This is a genomic window from Paenibacillus sp. RC84, assembly GCF_041260495.1.
In the GTDB taxonomy this organism is placed as follows: Bacteria; Bacillota; Bacilli; order Paenibacillales; family NBRC-103111; genus Paenibacillus_F.
This window is the reverse complement of the sequence record NZ_JBGBYL010000007.1, coordinates 92,565-117,220: the sequence shown is the minus strand read 5'-3', so window position 1 is coordinate 117,220 and position 24,656 is coordinate 92,565. Positions and strand designations below refer to the sequence as shown.

The following is a 24,656-nucleotide window of genomic DNA, read 5'->3' as shown; positions in this document are numbered from 1 at the left end:
TTCTGCTATTTTTTCTTTACAGGAAAATATACCTCGGTCACAAGTTCACCGGAATCTTCGGCTTGAGTGGGATCGGTTACATACACTTCGTAAGGGGATCTTACCAATTGATATCCTTCATTCTCGACCCACTCCATCAGTCTGGCATACACCGTGGTCAATTCCGAATAAGCCCCCTCCAGAACGGACTTCGCGCATAGACCTCCGGGCAAGTCCCGTGTTCCCTTTACGAACTCTCCTACCGGGATGGCAAACTCTGTATCATTGCCGGCAGGATTGTATTCAGAGCTGTGATAAATGGTCATTGGCGTACCAAGCAGGGTGAGTTTTTCAACCGCGATCTTTTCATACAGCTTGCCAAAATAGTTCTCGTATCCTCGAACAAAGTCATCCCGGCTCATCATTTGACGCGTATACAGGATATTCATGGGCTGGGTTTCAACGAGCTCCACTTCTATCCGGTCCAGGTGGGACAGAATGGGGATGCCTTTCTGTACGTTTAAAATATCCGTGCTTATCTGGTTTAGGGTGTATTCAAAAGCAGTCAGCTTTTCCTGTAATTCCTTTCTCTTGCGATGAAGGGCGGAACAAAGCTTTTCTTCGGATTGATCCTCTTCCGTTTCCAGCATGGTTTTGATTTCTTCCAGAGAAAAGTGATAAGATTTCAACCGGTTGATCAAAAGCATCTTTTTAAGCTGCCGGATGGAGTAATATCGATACCCGTTCTCCGGGTTAATCTCATCCGGATGAATTAATTCGATCTCATCATAATACCGGAGCGTTTTTGTAGACACTTCGCAAATCTTCGAGAACTCCCCAATCGACAGCAAGAGGTCACCTCCCTTTTTCTTGTTTTTTACGAACGATACGGTCTGATTATCCTTGCTTTGTTCACCTTCACTGTACAGCTTACCCTAGGGGCAAAGTCAACCGCAAAAGCCGTCTGCCTTTACATTCCTTCCAAAAGATAGCATAATGTTCTATTAGATCGTATCCCTATTTATGTCCTATACTCACCCAAAGGAGAGTGTAATTCATGCGTGAAACTTGTGTTCCCTCCGGCGTGGCACTAAAAGACACCGGCTTTGGCTATACGTTGTCTTTAATAGGCGGTAAATATAAAATGATCATTATGTATTGGCTGGCCGAGAACAAGGTGATGCGGCATAATGAGCTGAAGCGAAGCATCGGAAGCATTTCTTTTAAAACCTTAAGTATCATGTTAAAAGAGATGGAGGCAGACGGGCTTATCCTGCGCAAAGAATTCCCTCAAGTTCCTCCTAAAGTCGAGTATTCTTTATCGGAACGCGGCCTTTCTCTCCTTCCGCTGCTGAACATGATGTGCGAGTGGGGCGAGAACAATTTGCCCGATCCCCAGGCTGTACAGCGGTAGGCAAAAGGTATTAGTTCGTAAGAAAAGAAGTATCTCCCCTGAGGAAATACTTCTTTTTTATAGTTCAATATAATTGCTTCTTAAAGATGATCAATAAAACTCACATACTTTTGTGCGCTTTTATCCAAATTGTTAGCCGGCGGTTCTTTTTCCGCACCGGGTTCATTTTCGCCAGGCTCGGTTTCTGTACCGTAATACGCATAGAACGAACGATAGTCCGCATGGCAGTATCGGAAGGTCGTTTCAAAAGGGGTTAGCAACTGTTCAAGCGTATAGCGGTACTTCCCCTCTTCCCTGTAGTCTTCTTCTTTAATTCCGACAGAAACTGCTAAAGCCGCTTTGCGATTCCTTAATTTATCGCCGTTAGAACCATAGGCCCAGCCATAAGCAAGAACATCGTCGAGCCATTTTTTTAGAAGAGGCGGACAATTAAACCAATACACAGGGAATTGCAGAACAAGGTTGCCGTGCGATTCAATCAGCTGCTGTTCTCTCTCCACGTCTATGTTTCCGTCAGGATAAACTTTATGCAATTCGTGTACCGTATATTTTTCCGGGTATTTTGTGAGTTCTTCTACCCAGCGTTTATTAATGACGGATGTTTCCAGGCTCGGATGTGTGACGATAACAAGAGTTTTCAGAGTGCTCTCCTCCTAAAAGTGTATTTACTTCTTGAGTATAGAGTCCAGCCTACAAATATGTAAGTATGCACTTTTAGTACAGGTACTTACATAAAGGTGAGTGTGGCGGGTTCTTGTTGGTCCGTTCGTTGTTGAACCTAAAAAAACCTTACCGATCTTAATTAAGACCGGAAAGGTTTTTAGTTAACGGTTTGAACATGAATTCCGCTACGGTTAAGGCGTTGGCGTACCGCCGTTAGCGTTAAGGGTTTCCCCGCTGATATAGCTGGATTCCTGACTGGCCAAGAAGACAAAAGCCGGAGCCATTTCAGCAGGCTGTCCCGGACGGCCGAGCGGCGTATTCGTACCGAATTCCGCCAGCTTCTCGGTCGGTTGTCCGCCCGCAACTTGCAGGGGCGTCCATACGGGGCCCGGCGCCACCACATTGACCCGGATGCCCTTACTCGCTACCTGCTGTGCGAGGGCTTTGCTGAAGGTATTAATCGCGGATTTCGTAGTCGCATAATCCAAAAGAATCGGGGACGGTTTATACGCTTGAATGGAGGACGTGTTAATGATGGAGCCGCCCGGCTTCATATGTCTGACCGCGGCCTTGCAAAGCCAGAAGAGAGAGTAGACATTGGTCTTGAAAGTGGCATCGAATTGTTCGGTCGTCAGATCCGCAATGTTCTCCACGAACTGCTGCATGCCGGCCACGTTGGCAAGAATATCGATTCCGTCCAGTTTATCTATCGCGGTCGCAATCAACTGTTCGCAGTACTGCTCGTCCTTCAGATCGCCAGGAAAAGCAATGGCTTTACGGCCGGCTTCTTCGATCAGTTTGACGACCTCTTGCGCATCCGCCTCTTCCTCCGGCAAGTAAGACAACAGCACGTCGGCACCTTCACGGGCAAAAGCAATCGCCGCCGCACGGCCGATTCCGCTGTCGGCTCCCGTCACCACTGCTTTGCGTCCGGTTAATCGTCCGGTTCCGCGGTAGCTTGTCTCCCCTGCATCGGGCACGGGAGTCATTTTCTTTTGGAGACCCGGCTCAGGCTGCTTTTGCTTCCATTCAGGTGTCGGCTTCGGATATTGGGCGGTTGGATCTTGCACTTTATATTGATCTTGTTCAGGCATAGTGAAGTCCTCCTCTTGGTCCTATCTGTATCGATCGGCAGGGTCTGAAAAGTGTCCGACACTTTTCTTTGTAACCAGGATCGGCGACATTTAAACGGTACCCTCAAAGAATCCTGCCGCACAGCTAACACCACGTTTCCTTTTTTATGCCCCTGTTCCACGCAACGACAGGGGCCTTTGCGAGGCTCCCGTTGAATACGGTCCGATTGGAATAAAATACCGAAATTTTCTCCCTGAAAATAAAAAAATCCGCGGTTTCGCGGATGTTCGAATTTGTACCTTTCTTGCCGGTTATGACTGAACCATGAACTCAATGACCGGATAGGAAATCACATGCCGATCGCGGTATGTCAGGGCAACAAGATCTTCTTTGGCACTCAAAATTCCATTTTGTAAAATAGCGGCCTTAAACCCGCGCTCAATCGCGCCATTGTAGGTAAATAAGACGCAATTCCCCGCGTCAAAGCCTGCTATCACAACAAGGCCGATCTGGCGGTCAAGCAGAATTTGTTCCAAATCCGTTTGCCAGAAAGCATTGGAGAACGTCTTCTTCACGACAAGGTCGTCTTTCTCCACTTGAATCTCGGGAATGAACTCGAGCCGTTCCGGACTAATCGTTCCGGCCTCTTCTACATCCTGGATATGAATGACTTGATGTCCACCGGAACGTAAAATTTGAGCGGTATGATTAATATACGCGCTTGCGGTTGCCACCGGACGGTCTTGCAGGAAATCAATTTGCATATCGACGATTAAAAGTGCAATAGTCATCGCTTCACTTCCTCGCATTCAGTCGTATTATTTTCTTCACTATACCAAAACCAGGTAAGAGTTGTACATCCATTTGCAGTACCTCTATACAAGCAAACTAGCGTTCATTCATCGGTCCGCTTCGGCTCGGTAGAGAAGCAGTCCAGATGGCTGTACAGCAGGGAGACGAGATCACGGCTTTCCTCATCCTCCAGCCACTCTTCCAGGGAGACACGTAATGCCGCCATATAGACCGCGACCAGGAAGCGCATCTCATTGCGGTCCCTTGCCGGTTCGAGGCGGGAGCAAACCGCTTCGCAGATGGCCGGCTCGGTTTCCAGCAGCGCATACAGAAACAAGGAAGCGATGGACGGGGTTTGCATGGCTATCTGATGGCGGATGAATAGATTGGACCGCTGCTCCTGATACCTGCCCGCCAGATACCCGAAGACTTCCCGCAGCGCAGTGTGCGGCGATACCGTTGACGCAACGTGCATGAGCGTACGGACACCGTCGCTCTGTATGGTATGAATGAGCCCGGAGAGGACCTCTTCCTTGGACGCATAATAGCGAAAAAAAGTACGCGGAGACATCGTCACCGCATCAGCTATGTCCTGGATGGAGGTTTGTTCGTAGCCCTTTTGCTGAAAAAGCCGGAGCGCCGCTTCTTCAATGGCAGCCTGTGCCTGGCGTTTCTTGCGTTCCCGCAAGCTTTCCGGCCGCGCATCCACATTTGGAAATGATTGCATGTTATTCACCCCAATTCTTCCTTCATTGACATTTTTCATTCAGTGACATTATACTTTTTGGAAAGACAATTTACAAGGCAAGACTGTGAAAACACGCAATGAATCCGTCGTTGACATTTTGTCCGGACGTGACTCCGCGGTTTTCGGTTTACTGTCGTGATTTCCGCACCCGGACATGTTGACTTTGGAGGCTCCGTTTCCTTTTTTTAAAATAAAGGCTCTAGCGAAGGGATGGTATTCATGAATAATCCGGATCCAATCGTACCAAAGAAATCGGCACTCAGCTTGTTTAGCGGCGAAAGCGATGAAAGCCCTTTCGCGATATTTGCGCAAATGCGGGCAATGGGATCCGTTATTTCTGTCCCGTTCCCGGTGGCGGGAGCGGACAAGCAGGCCTGGATGGTGACGCGTATGGAAGAGGCGATGCGGGTACTCAAGGATCATACCCGCTTTACGGTCGATCCGAGTACCATCGACGGACACGGCGATATCAGGCAAACTTTAGCCGGCGGCAATCCGGACCCTTCCGCTCCTCCTACCTTCTTTACCGGAAGTTCCATGCTTTCTGTCGATGAACCCGATCACCGCAGATTGCGGGGGTTGGTGTCCAAAGTCTTCACGCCAAGATACATGGAAGGCTTGCGTCCCCGCGTGCAGGAAATTGCGGACGAATTACTCGACCGGGTGCAGGATCAAGGCGAGATGGATCTCGTCAAAGACTATGCCTATCCTTTGCCGATCAACGTCATATCCGATATGCTCGGAGTGCCGGAAGCTGACCGGGAGCAAATCCATGTCTGGTCCGCGGCCATCGCGCACGGCCTGGGTCTCGGAAGACGGGAGCCGGGGGTCGATGAACATCTGCGAGCCTTCGGCGAATACACCGCGCAGCTTGTGGCCGACAAACGCCGCTGTCCTGCCGATGACTTGATCAGCCGGCTGATCGAGATGGAATCGGAGGGAGACCGGCTCAGCGAAGCGGAACTGCTCTCGATGATCACGTTATTGATCTTTGCCGGCCATGAGACAACCTCGAATCTGATCGCCACCGGAGCCTTCACCCTGCTGGATCATCCGGGGCAGCTCGAGAAACTCAAATCCGATCTTAGCCTGGTTCCTTCCGCCGTCGAAGAGCTGCTGCGCTTCAATGGACCTGCCACCATAGCCGGACCGCGTTTTGCAACGGAAGATCTCGAGCTTGCCGGACAGGCGATCAAGAAGGGCGATATCGTCATTCCCGTGTTGAAATCAGCGAACCGCGATGAAAATCAGTTTACGCAGCCGGAGGAACTCGATATCACTCGTACAATCCATCGCCATCTCGCCTTTGGACAAGGCATCCATATGTGCTTGGGGGCTCCGCTTGCCCGTGTGGAAGGTGACATTGCTTTTACCACCCTGCTAAGGCGCTTGCCTAATCTGCGGCTCAACGTCCCGCGGGAGAGCGTCGCCTGGAGTTTCACGCTGAGCTCGCAGGGGATAACCTCCCTTCCCGTCGCTTTTTGACAATACAACGATTGCACGAATGACTGGGACGGCGGAGTCTGGTCTTGGCTGACGCGGAATCGTACAGCTTCTCCTTCCCTGCTCCGCCTCTGTGATTTGCCTGAAATAGAGAATGCTGCCGGTTATACGGAAAAGGATAGATGTTCTTGTCCGGTGTCTAAGACAAGAACATCTATCCTTTTTATAAAACAGATTGTGCTCTAAGCAGGTCCAACCATGCGTGCTGCCCTGAGGGGCCCTTCATTTTTGGGGGATTTATCCTTTAGTCTGCATTTGAATGTGCCGGGCAACCCGTTCTCCCAGTTCCGCCGAGGCGTGGTACAGATAGCTTAAGACAATGCTTTGCGTTTCACGGGATATTCCGGCAAGATCGGCAGAGAGGTTATCCACCAGATGCTCTTGCTGTACAGGAGGCAGAGCGCGATAATACTGGCCGGCCTGTGTAAAATTATCCGGTTCGGACAGATCGGTCCGCACGAGACGGCCTTCCACATATCTGCCGCTGCCGCTGGTCACAAGGGAATCGGGCGACCAATTTTCTTGATGATTGACAGGGATTTTGCGGAAATCCGTCCCCAACCGCCGGCGCTGAGAATCCCAGTAAATGTTCGCGCGTCCTTGCAGCAACTTATCGTCCGATAACTCAGCTCCATCCAAGAGATTGGACGGCGAGAAAGCAATTTTCTCCACCTGATCCATATAGTTGTCCGGGTTGCGGTTCAGTATCAGCCGGCCTACCGGCACCAGAGGATATTGCCTCTCGTCCCAGACCTTGGTATCATCCAGCGGATCAAAAGGAAGTTTGGCCTCGTCGTCCGGGTTCATAAGCTGTACATGCAGCCCGTATTCAACGGTGCTGCCCGCTGCCAGGGTATCGAATAAATCTTGGCCTGCAAGATCCGGATTCTCGCTCAATCGGGCCGCTTCGTGACGGTCTATCACCTGCACGCCGGCAAACGGGATCCAGTGGTATTTTACGTAGGTACGGACGCCCTGCGTGTTTCTCCACACATAGGTGTTTACACTATGACCCGGGATATGGCGAAAGCTCTTGACCGTACCCGCGTCCGAGTAGAGCCGGACAAGGAAATGAGTGGATTCGGGCGCTCTGGCGACAAAGCTCCACATCCGTTCCGGATCGATCAGGTTGTTTACCGGCGAGGGCAGAAAGGCTTGAACGAACTCCGGAAAACGAATGGCATCCCGTACGGAAAATACGGGGATATGATTGCAGAGCAAATCAAAAACACCTTGCTCCGTGTAAAACTTGGTGGAGAAACCGCGCACATTGCGGGAAGTATCCGGGGTGCCTTTATTGCTTACGGCGAGGGAAAACCTCACGGTGACGGGAACCTGCTGGCCGGGGCTTTGTAAAAAGCAGAGCTTGGTGTAGGCCGCCATGGAATGGACGGTTTGAAAGTAACCGAAGGCTCCATTGCCTTTCACGTGCACCGGCCTTTCGATAATTTTTGTATGTACAAAGGTTTCCAGTGTTTCGTGTAAAATATTGTCCTGTTCGAGTACCGGACCTCTTTCGCCTATCGTCTGTGAATGGAATGCTGCCGGTATGTTCCCCGCCCCTTGCGCAGGAATGTGACTTCTAGGAGCATGCTCTTTGGGTACATGCTGCGCTGAAGATCTCTGCGGAGAACCGCTGCGCGGTGATGTTGCGTCTGATTGAAACCGTCCGTTGTTTCCTTCCATAATCATTGTCCCTCCCACACGTCCATTTTTCCGGATACCTTATTGTATATGTGGAGCAATGGAGCATTTATACCCCTGTACCATCTGTCCGGGAACGACAATGACTTCATCTTCTGCTGCGGCACGCGCCCGGCTCCGGAAATGCCCATAGACGGCTATCGATAAAAAGGATCACTCCGGGGAGCGATCCTCTTCTCTCATTTATGGATTTTAAAGATGACTGGCCGCGTGACCGACCGGCTGTTCTACTGAATCGATTCCAGGTGCTCGCCCAGACGATCCCATGTTTCGGTGATGCCTTGCAGCATGCCCATATCCAGTACCTGCTTCAAGTCCTCGGCCGTTGCATATTCGCCTCTGCTGACGACTTTGGTGCCGCCTTCAACTTCGATGAACGTCAGCGTGCAAATCGTAGCCGGCATTGTTTCCGCAATGCCGCCTTCCGCGTCGGAGAAATAGTCCGTGTACACGATCTTCTCCGGTGCTTGGATCTCGCTGTATACCGCTTTGCCCCACGATTCCATCCCGTAGAATTCGCCCTGATTTTTGTCCTCGCATTTCATGCAATAATGCCAAACGCCGCCGACACGGAAATCCATGCTGCATACCGGTATGCTCCAGCCTCTCGGACCCCACCAGTGCTTCAGATGCTCGGCCTGGGAGAAGGCCTCGAACACCAGCTCGCGGGGAGCCTTGAATACGCGCTCCAGCGTCAGGGTCTTGTCTTCCACCTTGGAAGTGATTGGATTTGTCATTGTAAATTCCTCCTCAATAATTGGCTTCTCTTCGGTCAATCTTGCCGATCTTCCCCGGTTTCCCGGCCCTGCAGCTTCTGTAGATAGTCGTCCAGACGGTCGAATCGTTCCTCCCAGATGACGCGGTAGCTCTCCAGCCATTCATCCAGCTCCCGGAAAGGGTCCGGCTGAAGGCTGTAGATTCGCCGATTCGCATCCGCCTGTGCCTTAACAAGGCCCGCTTCGCTCAGAACACGCAAATGCTTCGATGCCTGAGGCTGGCGCATCTGCAGCCGCTCCGCAATTTCCCCTACCGTGAGCGGACACTCCCGCAGCAGCTCCAAAATCAACAGCCGGTTCGGCTCGGCAAGAGCACTCATGACGCGAGCGTCCATGGTCATCATCCATTCTCTGCCGGTCTTGTAGGTAAGTGTCCGGAGTCGTTGTTCGGTTCCTTTTTCTTGCTGAAATCAATATACCATATAAGGAATATTCCTGTAAAGGAATATTCATAACTCTTATAGAGATGGACTCTATCGACATAAAAATCATCCGGTTGCTTGAAGAGGACGGGAGACTTTCCCATGAAGAGATAAGCAAATGTTTTCACATTTCCCCTCCGGCAGTTCATCAGCGGGTCGCAAAGCTTGAAAAAAACGGAATTATCAAAGGGTATCGCGGCATCGTGGATTGGAGTTTAAGATTCACGAGGTTCAAGAAACTTCCACGACTTTCATTTTGTCTACCGTATATGAAAATGGGCGGAAAGAAAATTGAGTCCGCACTATCCGCAGTCTTCAGTTTGGACAGGAAAGGAGCACGAATATGAAACTGCCTGCGGCCACAAATCTTACTCAGGCGGGAAACATCCAAATTTCTGGGCATTGCAGCCGAGTGCAATTACCCTTCGTTCTTATGCAGCTCTTGGATATTTAATCGCGTTCGGCTCTATCGTCAGTTATACGGCCTACATCTGGCTGTTAAAACGTGCGGAACCTGTGCTGGTTTCCACCTATGCCTTCGTCAATCCCGTCGTTGCCGTATTTCTGGGCTGGTCCCTGGCCGGTGAGCAGTTGTCCCCCATTCGCTGACGGCCGCTGTCTTCATTATAGCCGCGGTTGTCGTGATTACGGTTTCTCGAAAATTACGTTAGCAAAAAAACAAGCCATTCCCTTCGTTCGATCTCCGAGGATGGCTTGTTTTCGTATGTAGAACAATTCCCCCTGAGTCATTTAGGGATGAATTCACCTTATCAAAAAAACTTGGGCTTTCGTCTAGAACCGGATAGGCTATAACACAATAATATAATGTATCAAATTTTCAAAATAAACATAATGAGGATTAATTCATATGTCAAACCAAAATTTACCGACAAGAAACCAAGGCCTCAATACGGATAATTATGATTTCTTTGAGGTTGTGGAGCAGGTTACTGCTTACCGATGGAACCCTGAGGTTTATTCTTATATTGCAGAACCTCGGCCACCTGTAAAGATATGTTATAAGAACGGACCGGGCGGTATTAAGATACCCTACCCTTGCCCTGGCGGACAAGAACAAGGAGCTCCAAAAGGACGTTATGAAAAAACACTTTTTTCGCTTGAATATCCCGAATTCAAGGCTGCAACCTGTGTAACGGGATGGACTTGGGTCCCTTGTCCCACTTGGAACAATCCCGGACGCAAATGCAAACAAGATATAAAATTACCCTGCACCCAAACCAGAAAAAGCCGATTTCGCGTCTATGCCGAAGCCACTTATCCAGAGACATTAGAGGAAGCTGTGAAAAGAGAAATTGAAGGATGTCATTTGATCGCTGCAGGATTAGCCACTAATGTTGTATATGGTGCGGCCACGGCATCAAGTGTTGTAGGACCTCAAGCAACCATAGCTGCTGCCGTTGGTTCTATACCTGCTGCTCTGGAGGTGTATCTTAAATCATTCCTGGAGTGTATAAAAGGACTGAGTATCTCTGATGCTTTGCGAAGACAAATAAAGGCAGATATTAAGCATACGACAAACAAAATATCTGACTGGCGTGTAAATAATGCAGGCTTCATACCTTATCCCTCCAATAACATAGAACCATACTATGGTTAATGAGCTGCTGTGGTGTTTAGAGGAAGATATCCCCCGCAACTCAATAAGGTTACGGTTTATAAAACGACAGGTCCTACGAGATTAGGGTTTGTCGTTTTTTGGGGTTTTAGATTGGATTTCATACATTCCTCTTCGTACTTCTGATCAAGCTCATTGCTGTGAGTTGAATAAAAGGAACAAGCAGCGCTCAAATCTATGGAAAAATGGTAGTCTAGTTTAAAAGTTTAATAATCTGATAGGTTATAATCCAATCCATCGCTAGAAGCCGTTCATATCATATAGCAGAACTAGCGAAAGGAGAGGAATGTGTATGCCATTTTCAACAGGTGTAATTACCAATACGAGAGACGTAGGTACCGCATCTTCTAACATTGTTATGAACGTCAGAAACTTGGATACCACAAACCCGGTGACCGTTACGGTGCAGGTATTCGCTTCTGTAAATTCCACTACATTCTACACGGCCTATCTGATAACGTATGTGGTTCCTGCAAATTCTTATAATGTTAGAGAATTTTTTATTGCCGGGAACGTCTCTTATGAAGTTCAAATTAATACGACTTCCGTCGCAACACCCAATGCGTTACTTTCCGTTTTCGGCATCGATGGATTTGGTAATCTTGTCACGGATCAGCGTATTCTTCAATCCGAATTAAGCGTTATTTCGTCACTTAGTCCGATCATGTAAATAGGGTTTGGGTTTTTCCTGATCTGTTCTCGTGAACTCCATGATTATATTCTTCACATAAATTTGTGAAGAATGTACATAAAAAGAATGCGTATCCTGTCGCGCTAAGTCCAGTCCAATGCAGTTTACTTAATCGGAATTGATTTTTTTGCCCGAAATCCAGTAATTCGTTACAAAGAGGATCAGCGTAATCCAAACAAGCGTTACGAGTGTATGCTCCACTGCTCGTGAAGGCATAGATCCTGCGATCAGCAATTCCATGGCCAGCTTGCTCATACTTGCCGGATTTATTAAATCGCCGATCGGACTTATACCCGCCATAATCCGGGAGCCGATAAGCAAAACAATCGCCGTTAATGCAATCATACTCTGGCTGTTAAAAAGGGTACTGAGCATAGTGATAAAAGAGGTAACAAAACAAATCCATACCAGATAAAGCAATAAGGCCGTCATCATCTGGAAAAACGGAACCTTCGTAAAAAGAAAATGAACATATACATAAGAAACGAAGTATCCCATTGCTACACTGAAAGCGGCCATCAAATAATGGGTTATGATTTTTCCAGCTAGATAGGTACGGACAGTTACAGGCCGTGTCAGAATGAAAGCCAACATGCCGTTTGCCTTTTCGCTTTGAATCATCCCCATCATGGAGACGGCAAGAATAATCAGGCCGAGTTGATCAAATTGAGATCCCAACGTGCCGGCTAGAACTTCCCCGCCTTTTTGAGCAGCCATAATCGGATCGATGGTGATTCCCTTCCCACTGCCTAACGCTCCCAGAATGGATGGCAAGTAATGAGTCACTATGGGCTGGGTCATTCCCAATAAAATAAAAACGACCGGCAGCCATATCACTTTTAGCTCACGTATCATTTGAACCCCTTCTTTTTTTACGAGCACATAGAATGTATTCATTTACTTCACCACCAATTGAAGGAAAATTTCTTCTAACGTGTCGGTATGGATTTCGAATTTTACGATGTCCACTTCATGAACAAGAGCGTTTTCCAATACTCTGTTTTTATCTGTTTGGATATTTTCGACTTCGATATCAATCCTGTTCCCGGTAACTTCTATCTCTCTCACGTAAGGCAATTTTTTTGCAACGTCAATCCATTTTAAATCTTTCGCTGTACATTGTATGCTCAGCTTGTTTTTGTTACTGCGAGCGAAAAGTTCGGCAAACGTGGTGTCTTCTATTTTGATTCCGTTGCTTATCATCACAAATCGTTCGCATATTTCTTCAGCATCGCTAAGTATGTGGGTGGACAATATAATCGTGGTATCTTGGTTTATATCCCGGATCAGGTTTACCACTTCCCGCCGGCCAATCGGATCCAGTGCGGATACCGGTTCATCCATAACGATGAGCGCAGGCTTGTGCAGCAGTGCTTGTGCAATACCGAGCCGCTGTTTCATACCGCCGGAAAAGGTGCCGACTTTTGAGTTCCCGACTTCCCTTAGTCCAACTTTAGCCAAAATCTCCGGGATTGAATGGATTAATTCTTCTTTTTGCAGTCCGGAAAGCTGCCCCATAAACGCAAGAGTTTCCCGAGCTGTCATCCAATGATAAAAGTTTGGGTACTGCGGCAAGTAGCCGATTTCCCTTTTCATTTGCGCTATTTTATTCCCATTGAGCAAAACTTCGCCTTCGTCCGGCTTGATCATATCTGTAATCATTTTTAGTAAAGTCGATTTCCCCGCTCCGTTCGGACCGATTAAGCCGACACATTCCCCCGTACTAAGCTCCATCGAGAAATCATTTACCGCAATTTTATCTTTATAGGCCTTCTTTACATGCTTGATCTCCAATTTCATAGTTTCACGTCATCCTTTCGGCCTAGCACAAAGTACAGAATCGGACCCAGTGTATGAACGAAAAGGATTATACAGGTCCATAGGAGAACGCTCTTTCTCGTCGTTCTGTGCCGGTATAGATCAATTAAGGCAATCAGAACCAGCAGGGCACCAATGGCTAAAAACGGGAGAAGCATAGGGATAAAAGCCATAAAGTCAATTTCTTTTAATTCGTCAAACCCATAATGCAGCTGCATGTGTGTAGCACCTCTTTTATTATCGTTATTGATAATGATAATATTAACTTCAAAGTGCGTTCGTTGCAATACCTATTCTCATTATTTATAATAAGAATAGAAATACAGAGCTTCGAAAACCAATTCATGCCCACACAAGGAGAAAATGATGGCTAACAAAGCGGAAATTTTAATGCATCCGGTAAGAATGAAAATCTCTCAAGTGCTGATGAGGAATAAAGACACGGGACTGACATCCTTGGAAATGGTCAAAATCATCAAAGACGTACCTCAAGCCACTTTATATAGACATATACAGGTGATGTTGGATGCGGGAATCCTACGTGTATTTAAAGAAAAAAAAGTGAAATCCGTTGTGGAAAAATACTATGTTCTGAATGAACTTGAAGCGAAGTTAAATATGGAAGAATGGAAAAAAGCTTCTCATGAAAAGAAGCTTGATTATGTTTCCTATTATCAGCTGTCCCTTATGACTCAATATCAAATTTATCTCAAAAAAATAGAAGAACAAAACACCCGGGAAGACGGTGCCACTTTTTCATTGGTAGAAATGAAGCTGGATGAGGAACAATTCAGTCAGTTTCAGAACGAATTAAACGAATTGATGACGAAGTATTACCATTCCGCGGGCAAAGATACCGAAGCACCGGTCAGAACGATTGCCTTTACAATTATTCCGGATGCTTAGAAGTCTGAGATGCTGATACAGCTTGCCTTCATCCTCTCTGTTCTTCGGGTCCCTAGGCGGGCCGAGTTATAGCTGCATGCGCCGCTGGAAATCCTGAACAGGTTCCTTACAATCTCGGAACTCAGTTTGACGAAAGCTTTTTACGTCTGACGCTATAGCGTCTCATCGAGCTGGGAACACCTTTAATCTCAAGAATACCTTCATAAATCAACTGCCTCAACCGAAATTCAAAATAGGCGTCTCCGATATATTGCTCACAACAGCCCATCGCTTCTCCAATTAGACGGGCTGCTTTCACATAACGAGGATCGGAGGCAGGTCTTAGCTTGTCCAGCTTGTCCAGCAAGTACATGTCATAATAATCATCCGGCACCTCAGCCACCGCTGCATCACGCCAAATTCGAAGTGCTCCGCTTTGCTTCGAGATTGTTTGCCATTCCCGCTCCAACCGTGTCTTATCCGAATCACTCAGGTAGCTGTTCTCCTTCATGCGGACAAGCGCCGCTTGCAGTTTGTCTGACGGAATCTCTCCCGAGTGCCTATAGCTGATCGTGGCATTCGGACGATTATCAAGCTCCTCGCAGATTGTGCAGGCATCATAGAGTGCTAAAAAATTTGACCGCCCGCTCAGCAAACGGAACGCGTGCAGCATTCCCGTCTGCTCGCATGCGTTGCGGCTGGTCCAGACAATTACCTTCGCCTGCTCCGGAATTTTGTTGACCCTTTCCAGTAACTGATCGTAATCTTCTTCAGGGTCATCGCAGACTTCAAAGGACTCCGTAATATGGTCCTGAAACCAGTCCCGCCTTGCTTTCCGTCCTTCGTATGAGTCCAAGGCGTGAACCGGTCCAATGGCGTAGTTCCCGCTCAGCGTAATCACCTTATGTGTGCCCGACCAGTTGAGCTGCTTCAGAGCCGCTTTTATACTGCCCGCAAAGGAATAGCCTACAACAAAATGGACATGGGTACAGGTCGGAACCGGGTCCCAGGCCGCCTTTTTTTCTGCGGATTCAATTAATTCGTCATACAGTTCAATGAGTTCGGAAACCGATGTTTCCAGCGGCGCTTCCCGTTCTTTCAGCTTCCTGATTTGTTCCAAAGCAAACGCCAGATAAATTTTCGCGCCCTGTCCCTCCAAACTATCGATTGCCCTCGCGATCCCCGGTCTATTTCTCATTTTGATCCCTCTCTTTCCCTCTAAAATCTCTTTCCTATAAAAATTACAGCCTTTACGCGGTTATCTAGAATAAATTTAGCAAGGCCGACAAAATGACAACAACTATAGGACCTATCACCGCGAATCCGATAAAAACGGCTAATAATTTAAGAGGGGCGGATAATCCTTTTGCGGCGATTAAATGATCGATTTTTTCGTTTAAGTTCCTTAGTTCTTTTAATATTTCCTTATTGGTTTCATCATTCATAATTTATCGCCTCTTTCGTATATAACAAAGAAATACCGCACTCACTTATTTTACCATAATTAGGTTTGACGTTTCCCTTTATCTGGTTCCAACCAGTTAGATCTAGAAAGCTATTACGATCATGCTGCCGCAAAAAACGGTACAAGATATCGGATAAGCTTAGTTAGAACCGCTTGGCAGAATTAACAAAATTCCAAGTGCGATGATGATCATAAATAAGTACCGCTCGAAATTTTCAGCAGAAATCCGCTTATTCAAGAGGACGCCAAGTCCGGTAGCCGCAAGAATAGCGGGCAAAGAGTACGCATACAAAACCAACGCGTCTACCGTCCATAATCCGCCGAGTGCATGTCCTGTCACAACGAGTAAGCCGGATATAAGAAAATGTGCTTGCAGCGTGCCCCGAAAACGATCGGGATTCCAGCGCCGCAAGGTACCGTAAACAACGACCGGTACACCGTTGAAATTATAGGCGCTGCCAAGAACTCCGGAAGCAAAACCGAACGGCAAAACCCATCCTCGGTTGTGAAGCAGCGGCCGCCCGATTTTCCGGGAAAGTAACTTCTTCAGCAAGGAATAACAGCCGAAAATGACTAAGAAAATACCAAGTGCGGAAGTAATCACGATAGCAGGAATAAGGTGAAGCATAATAAGCCCGAAAGGAATACCGATTACAGTGGAAACGGCCAATCGAATCAAGACAGGACGTTCAACATGGCGCCAGCCGCTAAACACGGTCAGCAAAGCAACGGTCAGTCCTGCCAAACCGATCAGAGAAACCGACGTTTGCAGAGGCACCGGCAGCAGGGCAAGCAAAGGCATGCTCACGATCGCCTCCCCGAAGCCGAACATAGATTTCATGAAGGCGCCGACAAAAACCGCAGCGACCACCAGCACGATCAGAGAGATAGTCATTGCTCCCTCCCATCGGCTAAATAAGACCGCCTGTTCAACGATTTTGCATCAACATTAAAATAACGCAAAGAACCCCTCCTTTTTGTACAGGTCTATATAATATCATACGTTTCCTATGTATAAAATGCGTGTTTTAACGGGTTTTAAGTGCTTTTAAAACGGTTTTAAGACCATCAAACAAGATCCTATACATGAAGTTTTTATACGGTCTTTAAACGTAGTCACAGACTCTCTGATAAGGCGTGAAATTTATGGAGTTTTCCGTTATCATGTACGTATGTTTCTGGTGTGCACGCGCGTCACTCGTTTTCTCCGGCGGGCTCCCCGCTCTTGGCTGTTCTCATCGACAGTCGCTTGTTTCACCCTGATCGCTCAGCATACTGTTCGATGACTTCCGCCAAGTGTTCGGCATCTCGCCCCATCCACCCTAACAAAGCGGAGCCGCGGCAGGATTGCCAAGGCAATCCTAAATAATACAATCCTTTTACCTTGCTGACACCGCTGCGATGGATCGGCTTTCCGTTGGCATCTACCGCTTCCGGAATGTCGATCCACGGATATGCGTTTCGAAAACCGGTGGCCCAAATGACAGTAGACACCTTCATCCGCGATTTGTCCTTAAAAAGAATCTCTGCGGAGTCTGCATCTATTGCTCTTTGCTTCAAAGAAACGATTCTTTTTTTCAGGAGGGATTTTAATTCGGTCCCGTATACTTGCTCGGGTTGTTTTTTCAGCCAAGAACCAAGCGGAGACTCCGCGTTCGCTTTCAGCAAACCGAATGTCTCGAAATACCAGAAAATGTTTCTTCCGAACAATCGCATGGGTTTAAAATGCATGGGTCGGCTCACTGAGATCGTGACTGGCCTGCGATCCGAAAGCTCAACCGCGATTTGCGCACCCGAATTGCCGCCGCCGACCACCAGTACGGGACCGTCCGCAAGCTGGGATTCATTTTTATAGCCGGAAGAATGCAGCTGAACGATTTCTTTCGGCAGTTTTTTCGCAAAATCCGGGATAACAGGTTCTTGAAAAGGCCCCGTGGCCACGACTACTTGACGCGCAATAAAAGTTTCCTGTCCGGTTTCAATTTTAAAACCAAACTCATGTTTAGTAAGTGAATGTACATTCGTCTGATGCCGGATAGGCAGAGCGAAAGCCTTGGCATACGCCTCCAAATAATCAGCCGTTTCATCCTTGGCAGGCAAACCTTCAGGCACCCCCGGAAACTTCATGCCGGGAAGGCCGCTGTACATCCTCGGTGTAAATAAAGTCAAGGAGTCGTAGCGCGATCTCCAGGAATCTCCGGTCCGTTCATGGGCATCCAGAATAAAGAAGGTGACTCCTTTCCGTTTCAGTAAATACCCCATAGCCAGACCGGCTTGTCCTCCGCCGATTATGATAACTTCCACATGGTTCATCTTCACATTTCCCCTAGCTGCGATTTTATCGTTTCTCTAATGTCCCTTTAACAAACCTTGAGCGAATGTACAAACACCGAACTGGAGAAAATCTTCGACTTTTACGAGCGTTATTTTTTGACCGTAAAGCGAAGCGGATATAAAATAGCCGAGATTCATCCAAATAAAAGTCATCGCCGACGCTTCAAAATCGGTTCTCTGAATGACGCCCTTCTCGTACATACGGGTTAAATAGTCGACAAGCAGCTCCTTTAATTGAATCGGTATAGCGGCTGTTTTTTCGTCCAGTTCAGGAAACTGCCCGGTCTCTCTTAATCCGATTAACACCATCTCGCCATTGTGCTTCATAAACTCCTGGTACGCTCGCGCAACGTGGGTCAGGTCGGATTGAAGCTCTCCCGTTAAGCTGTCAAAGACTTGATGGATGCCGGGAACATAGGAATACCGGTCCACTAAGGCGTCCAAAATTCCCTGTTTATTAACAAAATGCCGGAAAATCGTACTTTCGTTCACACCGGCTGCTTTTGCGATTGCGCGTGTCGTCATGCCTTTGTATCCCTTTTCCTTCATTAAAGAGATGGCGGCAGTTAAAATCTTCTCTCGGGTTTCTTGCGCAGTTTGTTCCATCTGCATCACCTTTCATGCATGCAAGTACTTGCTTGCATGCAGTATAGCATGGCGGACCACGTTTTGAAAGATTCATTCCGGCTGCATCAAATGGATGAATAGTTGAGAGAAAGCAGTATTGAAAGTGTATTTTTGACGGATGAATATTTGTTTATTGCATTTACCTATAAACGTTATTTCCATTATATATTATACCAATAAAAGTCGATGTGTTATTGTTATAAATTAAATAACGGGATTGGGGTGGAATGCACTTATGTCTATCTATGATTTTCAAGTGAACACAATTAACGGTAATCTTATTGAATTGTCAATTTATCGTGGAAAAGTTCTCCTAATTGTCAACACTGCCAGTAGGTGCAGTTATTCTCGCCAATTCGCTGGTCTTCAAAAGCTTTACGAAAGTCATAATGAGCGAGATTTTGAGATTCTCTGTTTTCCTTGTAACCAATTCAACGAAAAAGAGCCAGGGAGCAACTCGGAAGTGCGAGAATATTGTGAGAGTAACTTTGGAGTGACGTTTCCGTTATTTGAGAAAATGGAGGTTAGAGGTCAAAAGACTCACCCATTATTTCAATTTTTGACAGAGCAAGCTCCATTTCATGGTTTCAATACCCAGACTTCAGACGGTCAAAAGATGCAAAACTTTCTGCAAGAAAAATATCCTGATTTATACGCTGGTGATGGGATCAAGTGGAATTTCACAAAGTTTTTGATCGATCAGAACGGTCAGTTGTACGGAAGATACGAAACAACGACGGAACCATTTGAAATAGAGCCAATAATTAAATCATTGCTTTTAAAGTAAATGAACATTTTCGGTAATAAACGGACACGTTTGCTCAATTAACCCAGACTCAACATTGAGGTTAAACTTAGCCTAATCTTTAAAAGAACGAACGAATATGCTAGCATGAGTTTGTAATCCGCGCTGTATGTCAAAGGAGGAATTTCATTGGAGGATTTAAACAAATCCGAATGGAAGGCAGCTTCCATAAAAGCGGTTCTGTTCGATATGGACGGCGTCCTTATAGACAGCGAACCGATATATTTTGATATTGAACGCAGTTCGTTCGACCATTTCGGCGTGCCTGTGAGCGAAGAGGACCATCATAGTTTTGTCGGTGTAACGCTGGAATCCATGTGGGAGCAAATACTGGACAAGCACCGGATTCCGTTTGCGCTGGAACAAGTGTTAACGTATCACAAGGACAATGTGATGACTATTTTGTCCGGACATACGGAGCTTACGGCCATGCCTCAAGCGGAACGCTGGTTAAGCTGGCTCAAAGAAAAGCAGATTCCGGTAGCTGTCGCCTCCTCTTCCCCCCGGCCGCTTATTGAGCTGATTATGGACAAGACCGGCCTTGGACATTATTTCGACGTACGAGTCAGCGGAGAGGAAGTCAATCACGGAAAACCGGCGCCGGACATTTTTCTTCATGCGGCCGGCTTGCTGGGAGTGGAACCCTCTTCCTGTCTCGTCATCGAAGATTCGCGCAACGGCGTCATTGCCGCGAAAAGCGCCGGCATGCGGTGCATCGGACTTCAAAATCCCGGTTCGGGCAATCAGGATCTTTCACTCGCCGATCACCGGGTAAGAAGTTTTGAAGAGCTCTGGGCTTTAAAAGATTCGCTGCCTTTTGCCCCGCTTTCTTCGCTAACTTAACCGTTACAAAAGGCGAAAAGAGCTTGCCTTCTAATGAAGACAAGCTCTTTTGTCATTCCCGCCCATCCTTCATTTCACTGAACGTAACATCCCGCAGCTTCGCATTTCCTTTCAGGGTAATCGTAAAATCGCCCCGGAAGACTTCCTGCTTTCGTACGATTCAGTTTAGGATCTACTCCTCCTGTACATCCGCCCCTAATTCGCTCGCAATTTCAATGACCAAGGGAATGACGACTTTATTCGTACCGGACACGTAGATGTCCCCCTCGTAATGCCTGAATGGAATCTTGGTGTCCTCGTCGTAGCTCCACATGAAAAAGTCCCCTTCAATGGACATGCTGGTTGCGCCATTCACCGTAAAAACGGTTGTATAAGAAAAATCGGCTTTGGACGAGAAAAGCTGTTTGCACTCCTCCAAAGAGATCGTTTTTGCGGAATTGCCGTTTTCCTGAAACGCCCTTGTAATGCGATAACGCTGGCTCATTGAAATGCCTCCCCTATTTTTTAGTACATCTATTATATCTTAGGAACGCATAAGGACAAAATGATCATCCTGTGAAAGTCGTGTTGTTCTTCAAGGCATTCTTCCTGGCCGTTAGGAAGACATTCAGTTTTTCCGAAAACAAGAACATAGCTGCGGCGGACAGTACAATGTAAAACGGGAACACTCCGATGCCGAAAAGGGAAGCCAGAAAACCGAGCAGAGGAGGCATAAACGTGCTGCCCACATAGGCCACGGCCATTTGATACCCCATAATCGACTGGGAGTGTTTCCGGCCGAAACGCACGGGCGTTTCATGCAGCATACACGGGTAGATAGGCGCCAGGCCCAATCCCGTTATCATAAAACCCGCAAGCGAGAAAACAGGCGGCAATGGCAGAATCAGCAAGGCCGCACCGGCGAGAGCGGTGATTTGGCCGCACCGGATAAGAGTTCGGTTAGACACTTTGAACGTAATAAAACCCGTAACCATTCTGCCGACTGTGATTCCCGCATAATAAAGGGACACCCACTGCGCCCCGACCGCGGCCGGCAGCTCTTTCATATTCACCAGAAAACTGCTTCCCCACAGCCCGATTGTCGCTTCCGCTCCGGAATAAAACAAAAAGGTGACCAAAGCGAGCTTAACTCCCCTGATTTGTAAAGGCTTTGCGGAGCTCTCGGAACGCTCATCCCCTGCCCCGTGCGGGTCTTCCGTTTCTTTGTCCAAAGCCGCGTGGTTATTCCTTGCCACCCGGTTCCATAAGGGCAGGGTGACGAACAGGAGGATCACCAGGGCAAACTGAATCCCGGCAACCGTGAGGTATCCATCTCTCCAGGAGTCCGGCCCTGAAATAAATTGCGCCATAATAATCGGCCCGAGCGTAGCTCCTACTCCCCAGAAGCAATGAAGCCAACTCATATGATGCGCTTTGTAATGTGCGGCAACGTAATTGTTCAGGCCCGCATCTACGGCGCCTCCGCCCAATCCAAGGGGTATGGCGCAGATCATTAACCAGACAAGCGACGGGGCTGCAGCGAAGCCGAGCAGAGCACCGGCCGTCATGATGCAGCTGATGAGAGTGAGTTTCCCCGTTCCGAACCATTTAAGCAGGGTTCCGCTTGCCATACTGGAAACAATCGTACCGGCTGTGACGGTCATAAACAGCAAACCGGCGGTTTCGAGCGGCGCGCCTAGATCCGTCTGCATGACGGGCCAAGCCGATCCCAGCAAGGAATCAGGCAGGCCCAGGCTGATAAAAGCCATATAAATAATCAATAAAAAGAAAGTAGCCATAGGTCACCTCTTCTCCCACATCATAAGGTCAAGCCCGAGGTGCTGTAATCCGTTCAAATAATCCTGCTTCCAGTCACTGGTACACAGTTCCGGAAGATGTTCTTCCGGTATGTAGGCGGCACTCCTATTTGCGATTAAATTAAGAAGAGAGCTGCTGACTTCATTGATGCAAAAAATAATCGCGTGAGGATTAAGAATAGCGGTAAACGAAGCGATCAACCTGCTAACGGCATCTATCTCCTTCTCGCGAAGTGCTTCTTCTTCAGATCCCGCTTCACGCTCCAAAGCTTGCAGGAAATTGCGGTCGTCATACTGAGGCACGAATGAAACTTCTCCCGAAAAGAACGTGCTTCCCCGCACCACGTCGCCATTGACCAGAATGCCGGCACCGGGTCCGTTTTGTCCGAAATTCAGATAGATCAGAGTCGGATTGTCTGTCTGGGTCCCTTTTAAATGATAGCCGAGAATGGCCGCATTCATATCGTTTTCAACCGCGACCGGAATGGAAAAACGCTCTTCAAAATAGCTTTTCAGATCAAACTGATGAAACTGCTCATAGCCGGGAATATAGATGATCCGGCCATTGTTGACCGCGCCGGGCACACCGACCGCTATGGATCGGATTTTCGGATACTTCGCGATGATCCTCCCGATTTGATCCGTTAAGCCGGGAATAGGACCCGTCAGGACACCGGATGTTTGGCCATATTCCTTTATGTCCCCCGAACAATTGAAAATCGTGTAATTCGTTTCCGTTTTCTCCAGAAACAGAGCCAAACCTAACATATAATCCGGATTATACGCGTATCTTTCGGCCCGTCTTCCCCCACTCGAACCATCAAGACCGGTTGAAAAAATTTCCCCGTCCTTCGCCATTTGAGTCAGAAACTTACTGACGGTAGGAAAGCTGATGCCTAGTTTGTGACTAAGTTCAACCTTCGTTGCGCTTCCAAGCTCCAGAAGAGCTGCGCGTATGCTGCGAAGGATCGCTTTCTTCATGCTGTCATTGGATGTAGGAGGCAGCTCACTCACCCTATATCACACTCCTCGCTTACTTATTAAACGCATTTAATAAGTTGTCATGATAATAACAGAAATTGCTTATGTAAGCAATCAAAAAGAAAAAGCCCTAGGGCGCAGGAGAGGGACAAATTCGTTATAGGACCCCCCTATTATAAAAAAACCGCCTGCAGGCGGTCAAAGCTTGTGCGGAAATCCTCTTTGACTCAGCCTGTCTAGAACAAGATGAACAGCCATGGCATCGTCCACGTAACCGATCGGAAACAGATAGTCGGGTATAATATCAGCAGATAAAATGAAGTACAACAAAGCGCTTCCGAGGATAGCCTGATGGGTTTCGGAGGAACTTTTGGCGCAGTAGAGAGTATACATTTCCTTCAATTGATCGATTAACGGCCCTACCCCGTTCACTTGTGCCAGCTTGGTATCGAACTCCCGGCAAATCAAGCGGTGTCCTTCTTCCGTCTGCGCATACAGCTCGTATTTGGCCAATTCCTGCTCAATGCGCCCCGTCGTAGCTTTTAAATCGGACACGCTAGAGTCCCCGAACAATTCCAGCAGCATACCCAGCGAATGATAGATGTGAGAATGGCCGGTTTCTTTTCCAGGGTTCACTCTATAACCGGAAGCTTCGATCAACCTATCCAGCGACAGATCCAGGTATTCGGAAAAAAGCTTTAGATGAATGAGCTTCGGCTCCTGTTTGCCGTTTACGATTCGTGAAATCGTAGCGGTGTCCATTCCGCAGAGACTGCTAAGCTTACGCATGGAAAGCGATTGCTTTTTCAACTGAACCTTAATGAGTTCCCCAATCGTGCTTTCCTTCGGCGGATCAAGAGCTTCCATCGGGGCATCTCCTTTCTCGACCCTTTATGAACCAGTATATGAAAGACTGTTGAAAAATTTACCTTGTCTTTGTCCGTAAAAGCACGAAGTTTGTTGAGATTTTTGGGTGGTACTGGCACTACTTTCTCAACGGCACATACTTTAAAAGCAAATACAACATAACGAGGTGTTGAGAAATGGCGTGGCTGCTTATCTTAGGTTTTGCAATTTCATCGAGTCTCGATAATTTAGGTGTGGGAATTTCTTACGGGATTCGAAAAATCCGAATCGGAATTTTGTCCAACTTGATCGTTGCCGCTGTCTGCTTCTTGTTCAGCTATACGGGAATATGGTTTGGAAAATGGATTTCTTCCGTCCTGCCCGGCATGCTCCCCGTCCTTCTGGGCGCGTTTAGCCTCTTCTTCATCGGAATACGGATCATTTTGATGGCAACTCCGGGAAAGGAGCCCGAAATAGCTCCCTCTCAGTCAAAGAGTAATGGATTACGGGGGATTTTACAGAATCCCGAGCAGGTGGACCGGGACAATTCCAAGCATATCGGAATCGCCGAATCGTTTATTCTGGGAATTGCCCTTTCGGCCAATGCGCTGACCAATGGGTTAAGTGCGGGGCTGCTCGGCCTCTCTCCCTTTGCGATATCTCTTACGGCGGCTTTTGGAAGTTTTCTGACCGTATGGCTTGGAGTCTGGCTGGGCGGCAAAGTTGCCGGCATCCGCATCGGTTCCTTTACGTTAGGCCAATTCGGCACCCTCGTTAGCGGCATGATGCTTCTCATGATTGCCGCCAACAGCTTACTGTGAACGATGAGGAACTAAAAAGAAACAGAAGGTAAA

The 24,656-nt window shown here is 47.6% G+C and carries 30 protein-coding genes; 10 read left to right on the top strand and 20 right to left on the bottom strand.

Features of this window, described 5'->3' with window-relative positions; all coding sequences use genetic code 11:
- Positions 1 to 5: 5 nt before the first annotated feature.
- A complete protein-coding gene (locus tag ABH899_RS17045; protein WP_369998498.1) occupies positions 6 to 830 on the bottom strand; it encodes a MerR family transcriptional regulator in 825 nt (274 codons plus the stop codon).
- Between the two features lie 206 nt (positions 831 to 1,036).
- On the opposite strand from ABH899_RS17045, the gene ABH899_RS17040 reads away from it, so the two are divergent.
- The gene (locus tag ABH899_RS17040) at positions 1,037 to 1,393 is read left to right on the top strand and encodes a winged helix-turn-helix transcriptional regulator (protein WP_369998495.1); all 357 of its coding nucleotides are present in this window, start codon (positions 1,037 to 1,039) and stop codon (positions 1,391 to 1,393) included.
- A gap of 80 nt (positions 1,394 to 1,473) precedes the next feature.
- Here the strand turns inward: ABH899_RS17040 and ABH899_RS17035 are convergent, their stop codons facing one another.
- From ABH899_RS17035 to ABH899_RS17020, 4 genes are all read right to left on the bottom strand, one after another.
- Positions 1,474 to 2,034 carry an NAD(P)H-dependent oxidoreductase gene (locus tag ABH899_RS17035; protein ID WP_369999041.1) on the bottom strand — a complete coding sequence of 187 codons (561 nt, stop codon included), beginning with the start codon at positions 2,032 to 2,034 and terminating at the stop codon, positions 1,474 to 1,476.
- Positions 2,035 to 2,247: 213 nt separating this feature from the next.
- Entirely contained in the window at positions 2,248 to 3,150 is a 903-nt protein-coding gene (locus ABH899_RS17030; RefSeq protein WP_218231060.1) for an SDR family oxidoreductase, read from the bottom strand.
- Positions 3,151 to 3,441: 291 nt separating this feature from the next.
- Positions 3,442 to 3,921, bottom strand: a complete 480-nt coding sequence (locus ABH899_RS17025; RefSeq protein ID WP_218231061.1) for a cysteine hydrolase family protein — start codon at positions 3,919 to 3,921, stop codon at positions 3,442 to 3,444.
- 104 nt (positions 3,922 to 4,025) lie between these two features.
- Positions 4,026 to 4,649, bottom strand: coding sequence for a TetR family transcriptional regulator (locus tag ABH899_RS17020; protein WP_369998492.1), 624 nt, complete (start codon positions 4,647 to 4,649; stop codon positions 4,026 to 4,028).
- Positions 4,650 to 4,889: 240 nt separating this feature from the next.
- Here ABH899_RS17020 and ABH899_RS17015 point away from each other — a divergent pair, with 240 nt between their 5' ends.
- A complete protein-coding gene (locus ABH899_RS17015; RefSeq protein ID WP_369998490.1) occupies positions 4,890 to 6,155 on the top strand; it encodes a cytochrome P450 family protein in 1,266 nt (421 codons plus the stop codon).
- A gap of 255 nt (positions 6,156 to 6,410) precedes the next feature.
- Here the strand turns inward: ABH899_RS17015 and ABH899_RS17010 are convergent, their stop codons facing one another.
- The 3 genes from ABH899_RS17010 to ABH899_RS17000 all read right to left on the bottom strand — a co-directional run bounded on the left by ABH899_RS17010 (position 6,411) and on the right by ABH899_RS17000 (position 8,988).
- Positions 6,411 to 7,859 carry a catalase gene (locus tag ABH899_RS17010; protein WP_369998487.1) on the bottom strand — a complete coding sequence of 483 codons (1,449 nt, stop codon included), beginning with the start codon at positions 7,857 to 7,859 and terminating at the stop codon, positions 6,411 to 6,413.
- A gap of 245 nt (positions 7,860 to 8,104) precedes the next feature.
- Positions 8,105 to 8,614 carry an SRPBCC domain-containing protein gene (locus ABH899_RS17005; RefSeq protein WP_218231064.1) on the bottom strand — a complete coding sequence of 170 codons (510 nt, stop codon included), beginning with the start codon at positions 8,612 to 8,614 and terminating at the stop codon, positions 8,105 to 8,107.
- A 35-nt stretch (positions 8,615 to 8,649) separates the two neighbouring features.
- On the bottom strand, positions 8,650 to 8,988 hold the full coding sequence (locus ABH899_RS17000; RefSeq protein ID WP_009676488.1) for an ArsR/SmtB family transcription factor: 339 nt from the start codon (positions 8,986 to 8,988) through the stop codon (positions 8,650 to 8,652).
- A gap of 131 nt (positions 8,989 to 9,119) precedes the next feature.
- Here ABH899_RS17000 and ABH899_RS16995 point away from each other — a divergent pair, with 131 nt between their 5' ends.
- From ABH899_RS16995 to ABH899_RS16980, 4 genes are all read left to right on the top strand, one after another.
- Entirely contained in the window at positions 9,120 to 9,422 is a 303-nt protein-coding gene (locus ABH899_RS16995) for an Lrp/AsnC family transcriptional regulator (RefSeq protein ID WP_369999038.1), read from the top strand.
- Positions 9,367 to 9,684, top strand: a complete 318-nt coding sequence (locus ABH899_RS16990; RefSeq protein ID WP_369998483.1) for an EamA family transporter — start codon at positions 9,367 to 9,369, stop codon at positions 9,682 to 9,684. Before ABH899_RS16995 ends, ABH899_RS16990 begins: the two co-directional genes overlap by 56 nt.
- A gap of 259 nt (positions 9,685 to 9,943) precedes the next feature.
- Positions 9,944 to 10,693, top strand: coding sequence for a hypothetical protein (locus tag ABH899_RS16985; protein WP_369998481.1), 750 nt, complete (start codon positions 9,944 to 9,946; stop codon positions 10,691 to 10,693).
- Between the two features lie 310 nt (positions 10,694 to 11,003).
- On the top strand, positions 11,004 to 11,381 hold the full coding sequence (locus tag ABH899_RS16980) for a hypothetical protein (protein WP_369998479.1): 378 nt from the start codon (positions 11,004 to 11,006) through the stop codon (positions 11,379 to 11,381).
- A gap of 129 nt (positions 11,382 to 11,510) precedes the next feature.
- Here the strand turns inward: ABH899_RS16980 and ABH899_RS16975 are convergent, their stop codons facing one another.
- Genes ABH899_RS16975 through ABH899_RS16965 form a run of 3 tightly spaced genes read right to left on the bottom strand, consistent with a single transcriptional unit; the run spans position 11,511 to position 13,438 of the window.
- A complete protein-coding gene (locus tag ABH899_RS16975) occupies positions 11,511 to 12,299 on the bottom strand; it encodes an ABC transporter permease subunit (protein ID WP_369998477.1) in 789 nt (262 codons plus the stop codon).
- Positions 12,300 to 13,202: an ABC transporter ATP-binding protein gene (locus ABH899_RS16970; protein WP_369998475.1), complete on the bottom strand. Its 903-nt coding sequence runs from the start codon at positions 13,200 to 13,202 to the stop codon at positions 12,300 to 12,302.
- A complete protein-coding gene (locus tag ABH899_RS16965) occupies positions 13,199 to 13,438 on the bottom strand; it encodes a PLD nuclease N-terminal domain-containing protein (protein WP_369998472.1) in 240 nt (79 codons plus the stop codon). Before ABH899_RS16965 ends, ABH899_RS16970 begins: the two co-directional genes overlap by 4 nt.
- Before the next feature lie 148 nt (positions 13,439 to 13,586).
- On the opposite strand from ABH899_RS16965, the gene ABH899_RS16960 reads away from it, so the two are divergent.
- Positions 13,587 to 14,126: a helix-turn-helix domain-containing protein gene (locus ABH899_RS16960; protein ID WP_369998469.1), complete on the top strand. Its 540-nt coding sequence runs from the start codon at positions 13,587 to 13,589 to the stop codon at positions 14,124 to 14,126.
- A 121-nt stretch (positions 14,127 to 14,247) separates the two neighbouring features.
- Here ABH899_RS16960 and ABH899_RS16955 read toward each other — a convergent pair whose 3' ends face one another.
- The 5 genes from ABH899_RS16955 to ABH899_RS16935 all read right to left on the bottom strand — a co-directional run bounded on the left by ABH899_RS16955 (position 14,248) and on the right by ABH899_RS16935 (position 18,510).
- Positions 14,248 to 15,303: a DUF1835 domain-containing protein gene (locus ABH899_RS16955; protein WP_369998466.1), complete on the bottom strand. Its 1,056-nt coding sequence runs from the start codon at positions 15,301 to 15,303 to the stop codon at positions 14,248 to 14,250.
- Between the two features lie 64 nt (positions 15,304 to 15,367).
- A complete protein-coding gene (locus ABH899_RS16950) occupies positions 15,368 to 15,550 on the bottom strand; it encodes a hypothetical protein (RefSeq protein WP_009676436.1) in 183 nt (60 codons plus the stop codon).
- Positions 15,551 to 15,709: 159 nt separating this feature from the next.
- Positions 15,710 to 16,465 (bottom strand): sulfite exporter TauE/SafE family protein, encoded by a 756-nt coding sequence (locus ABH899_RS16945; protein WP_369998464.1) that lies wholly within the window; start codon positions 16,463 to 16,465, stop codon positions 15,710 to 15,712.
- Positions 16,466 to 16,824: 359 nt separating this feature from the next.
- Entirely contained in the window at positions 16,825 to 17,883 is a 1,059-nt protein-coding gene (locus tag ABH899_RS16940; RefSeq protein WP_369998462.1) for a flavin-containing monooxygenase, read from the bottom strand.
- 36 nt (positions 17,884 to 17,919) lie between these two features.
- Positions 17,920 to 18,510 (bottom strand): TetR/AcrR family transcriptional regulator, encoded by a 591-nt coding sequence (locus tag ABH899_RS16935; RefSeq protein ID WP_369998460.1) that lies wholly within the window; start codon positions 18,508 to 18,510, stop codon positions 17,920 to 17,922.
- 256 nt (positions 18,511 to 18,766) lie between these two features.
- Here ABH899_RS16935 and ABH899_RS16930 point away from each other — a divergent pair, with 256 nt between their 5' ends.
- Together ABH899_RS16930 and ABH899_RS16925 are read left to right on the top strand one after the other, a co-directional pair.
- Complete coding sequence (locus ABH899_RS16930) at positions 18,767 to 19,318, top strand: glutathione peroxidase (RefSeq protein ID WP_218231072.1); 552 nt, start codon at positions 18,767 to 18,769, stop codon at positions 19,316 to 19,318.
- A gap of 147 nt (positions 19,319 to 19,465) precedes the next feature.
- Positions 19,466 to 20,179, top strand: coding sequence for an HAD family hydrolase (locus ABH899_RS16925; protein ID WP_369998458.1), 714 nt, complete (start codon positions 19,466 to 19,468; stop codon positions 20,177 to 20,179).
- Positions 20,180 to 20,351: 172 nt separating this feature from the next.
- Here ABH899_RS16925 and ABH899_RS16920 read toward each other — a convergent pair whose 3' ends face one another.
- The 4 genes from ABH899_RS16920 to ABH899_RS16905 all read right to left on the bottom strand — a co-directional run bounded on the left by ABH899_RS16920 (position 20,352) and on the right by ABH899_RS16905 (position 23,823).
- Positions 20,352 to 20,663, bottom strand: a complete 312-nt coding sequence (locus tag ABH899_RS16920; RefSeq protein ID WP_369998456.1) for a hypothetical protein — start codon at positions 20,661 to 20,663, stop codon at positions 20,352 to 20,354.
- Between the two features lie 64 nt (positions 20,664 to 20,727).
- Positions 20,728 to 21,957 (bottom strand): MFS transporter, encoded by a 1,230-nt coding sequence (locus ABH899_RS16915; protein ID WP_369998453.1) that lies wholly within the window; start codon positions 21,955 to 21,957, stop codon positions 20,728 to 20,730.
- Between the two features lie 3 nt (positions 21,958 to 21,960).
- The gene (locus ABH899_RS16910) at positions 21,961 to 22,956 is read right to left on the bottom strand and encodes an ROK family transcriptional regulator (protein WP_369999036.1); all 996 of its coding nucleotides are present in this window, start codon (positions 22,954 to 22,956) and stop codon (positions 21,961 to 21,963) included.
- Positions 22,957 to 23,154: 198 nt separating this feature from the next.
- Positions 23,155 to 23,823 carry a helix-turn-helix domain-containing protein gene (locus tag ABH899_RS16905; protein WP_369998451.1) on the bottom strand — a complete coding sequence of 223 codons (669 nt, stop codon included), beginning with the start codon at positions 23,821 to 23,823 and terminating at the stop codon, positions 23,155 to 23,157.
- A gap of 176 nt (positions 23,824 to 23,999) precedes the next feature.
- Here ABH899_RS16905 and ytaF point away from each other — a divergent pair, with 176 nt between their 5' ends.
- Positions 24,000 to 24,623, top strand: a complete 624-nt coding sequence (ytaF, locus tag ABH899_RS16900) for a sporulation membrane protein YtaF (RefSeq protein ID WP_369998447.1) — start codon at positions 24,000 to 24,002, stop codon at positions 24,621 to 24,623.
- Positions 24,624 to 24,656 lie beyond the last annotated feature (33 nt).

Coding starts and splice junctions, on each gene's coding strand:
- ABH899_RS17025 (WP_218231061.1), bottom strand. CDS start 3,921: ATGACTATTGCACTTTTAATCGTCGATATGCAAATTGATTTCCTGCAA.
- ABH899_RS16930 (WP_218231072.1), top strand. CDS start 18,767: ATGTCTATCTATGATTTTCAAGTGAACACAATTAACGGTAATCTTATT.
- ABH899_RS17010 (WP_369998487.1), bottom strand. CDS start 7,859: ATGGAAGGAAACAACGGACGGTTTCAATCAGACGCAACATCACCGCGC.
- ABH899_RS16950 (WP_009676436.1), bottom strand. CDS start 15,550: ATGAATGATGAAACCAATAAGGAAATATTAAAAGAACTAAGGAACTTA.
- ABH899_RS17015 (WP_369998490.1), top strand. CDS start 4,890: ATGAATAATCCGGATCCAATCGTACCAAAGAAATCGGCACTCAGCTTG.
- ABH899_RS16980 (WP_369998479.1), top strand. CDS start 11,004: ATGCCATTTTCAACAGGTGTAATTACCAATACGAGAGACGTAGGTACC.
- ABH899_RS16995 (WP_369999038.1), top strand. CDS start 9,120: ATGGACTCTATCGACATAAAAATCATCCGGTTGCTTGAAGAGGACGGG.
- ABH899_RS16915 (WP_369998453.1), bottom strand. CDS start 21,957: ATGGCTACTTTCTTTTTATTGATTATTTATATGGCTTTTATCAGCCTG.
- ABH899_RS16910 (WP_369999036.1), bottom strand. CDS start 22,956: ATGAAGAAAGCGATCCTTCGCAGCATACGCGCAGCTCTTCTGGAGCTT.
- ABH899_RS17040 (WP_369998495.1), top strand. CDS start 1,037: ATGCGTGAAACTTGTGTTCCCTCCGGCGTGGCACTAAAAGACACCGGC.
- ABH899_RS16955 (WP_369998466.1), bottom strand. CDS start 15,303: ATGAGAAATAGACCGGGGATCGCGAGGGCAATCGATAGTTTGGAGGGA.
- ABH899_RS17000 (WP_009676488.1), bottom strand. CDS start 8,988: ATGGACGCTCGCGTCATGAGTGCTCTTGCCGAGCCGAACCGGCTGTTG.
- ABH899_RS16920 (WP_369998456.1), bottom strand. CDS start 20,663: ATGAGCCAGCGTTATCGCATTACAAGGGCGTTTCAGGAAAACGGCAAT.
- ABH899_RS16905 (WP_369998451.1), bottom strand. CDS start 23,823: ATGGAAGCTCTTGATCCGCCGAAGGAAAGCACGATTGGGGAACTCATT.
- ABH899_RS16965 (WP_369998472.1), bottom strand. CDS start 13,438: ATGCAGCTGCATTATGGGTTTGACGAATTAAAAGAAATTGACTTTATG.
- ABH899_RS17020 (WP_369998492.1), bottom strand. CDS start 4,649: ATGCAATCATTTCCAAATGTGGATGCGCGGCCGGAAAGCTTGCGGGAA.
- ytaF (WP_369998447.1), top strand. CDS start 24,000: ATGGCGTGGCTGCTTATCTTAGGTTTTGCAATTTCATCGAGTCTCGAT.
- ABH899_RS17005 (WP_218231064.1), bottom strand. CDS start 8,614: ATGACAAATCCAATCACTTCCAAGGTGGAAGACAAGACCCTGACGCTG.
- ABH899_RS16945 (WP_369998464.1), bottom strand. CDS start 16,465: ATGACTATCTCTCTGATCGTGCTGGTGGTCGCTGCGGTTTTTGTCGGC.
- ABH899_RS16935 (WP_369998460.1), bottom strand. CDS start 18,510: ATGGAACAAACTGCGCAAGAAACCCGAGAGAAGATTTTAACTGCCGCC.
- ABH899_RS16975 (WP_369998477.1), bottom strand. CDS start 12,299: ATGAATACATTCTATGTGCTCGTAAAAAAAGAAGGGGTTCAAATGATA.
- ABH899_RS16970 (WP_369998475.1), bottom strand. CDS start 13,202: ATGAAATTGGAGATCAAGCATGTAAAGAAGGCCTATAAAGATAAAATT.
- ABH899_RS16960 (WP_369998469.1), top strand. CDS start 13,587: ATGGCTAACAAAGCGGAAATTTTAATGCATCCGGTAAGAATGAAAATC.
- ABH899_RS16940 (WP_369998462.1), bottom strand. CDS start 17,883: ATGAACCATGTGGAAGTTATCATAATCGGCGGAGGACAAGCCGGTCTG.
- ABH899_RS16985 (WP_369998481.1), top strand. CDS start 9,944: ATGTCAAACCAAAATTTACCGACAAGAAACCAAGGCCTCAATACGGAT.
- ABH899_RS17030 (WP_218231060.1), bottom strand. CDS start 3,150: ATGCCTGAACAAGATCAATATAAAGTGCAAGATCCAACCGCCCAATAT.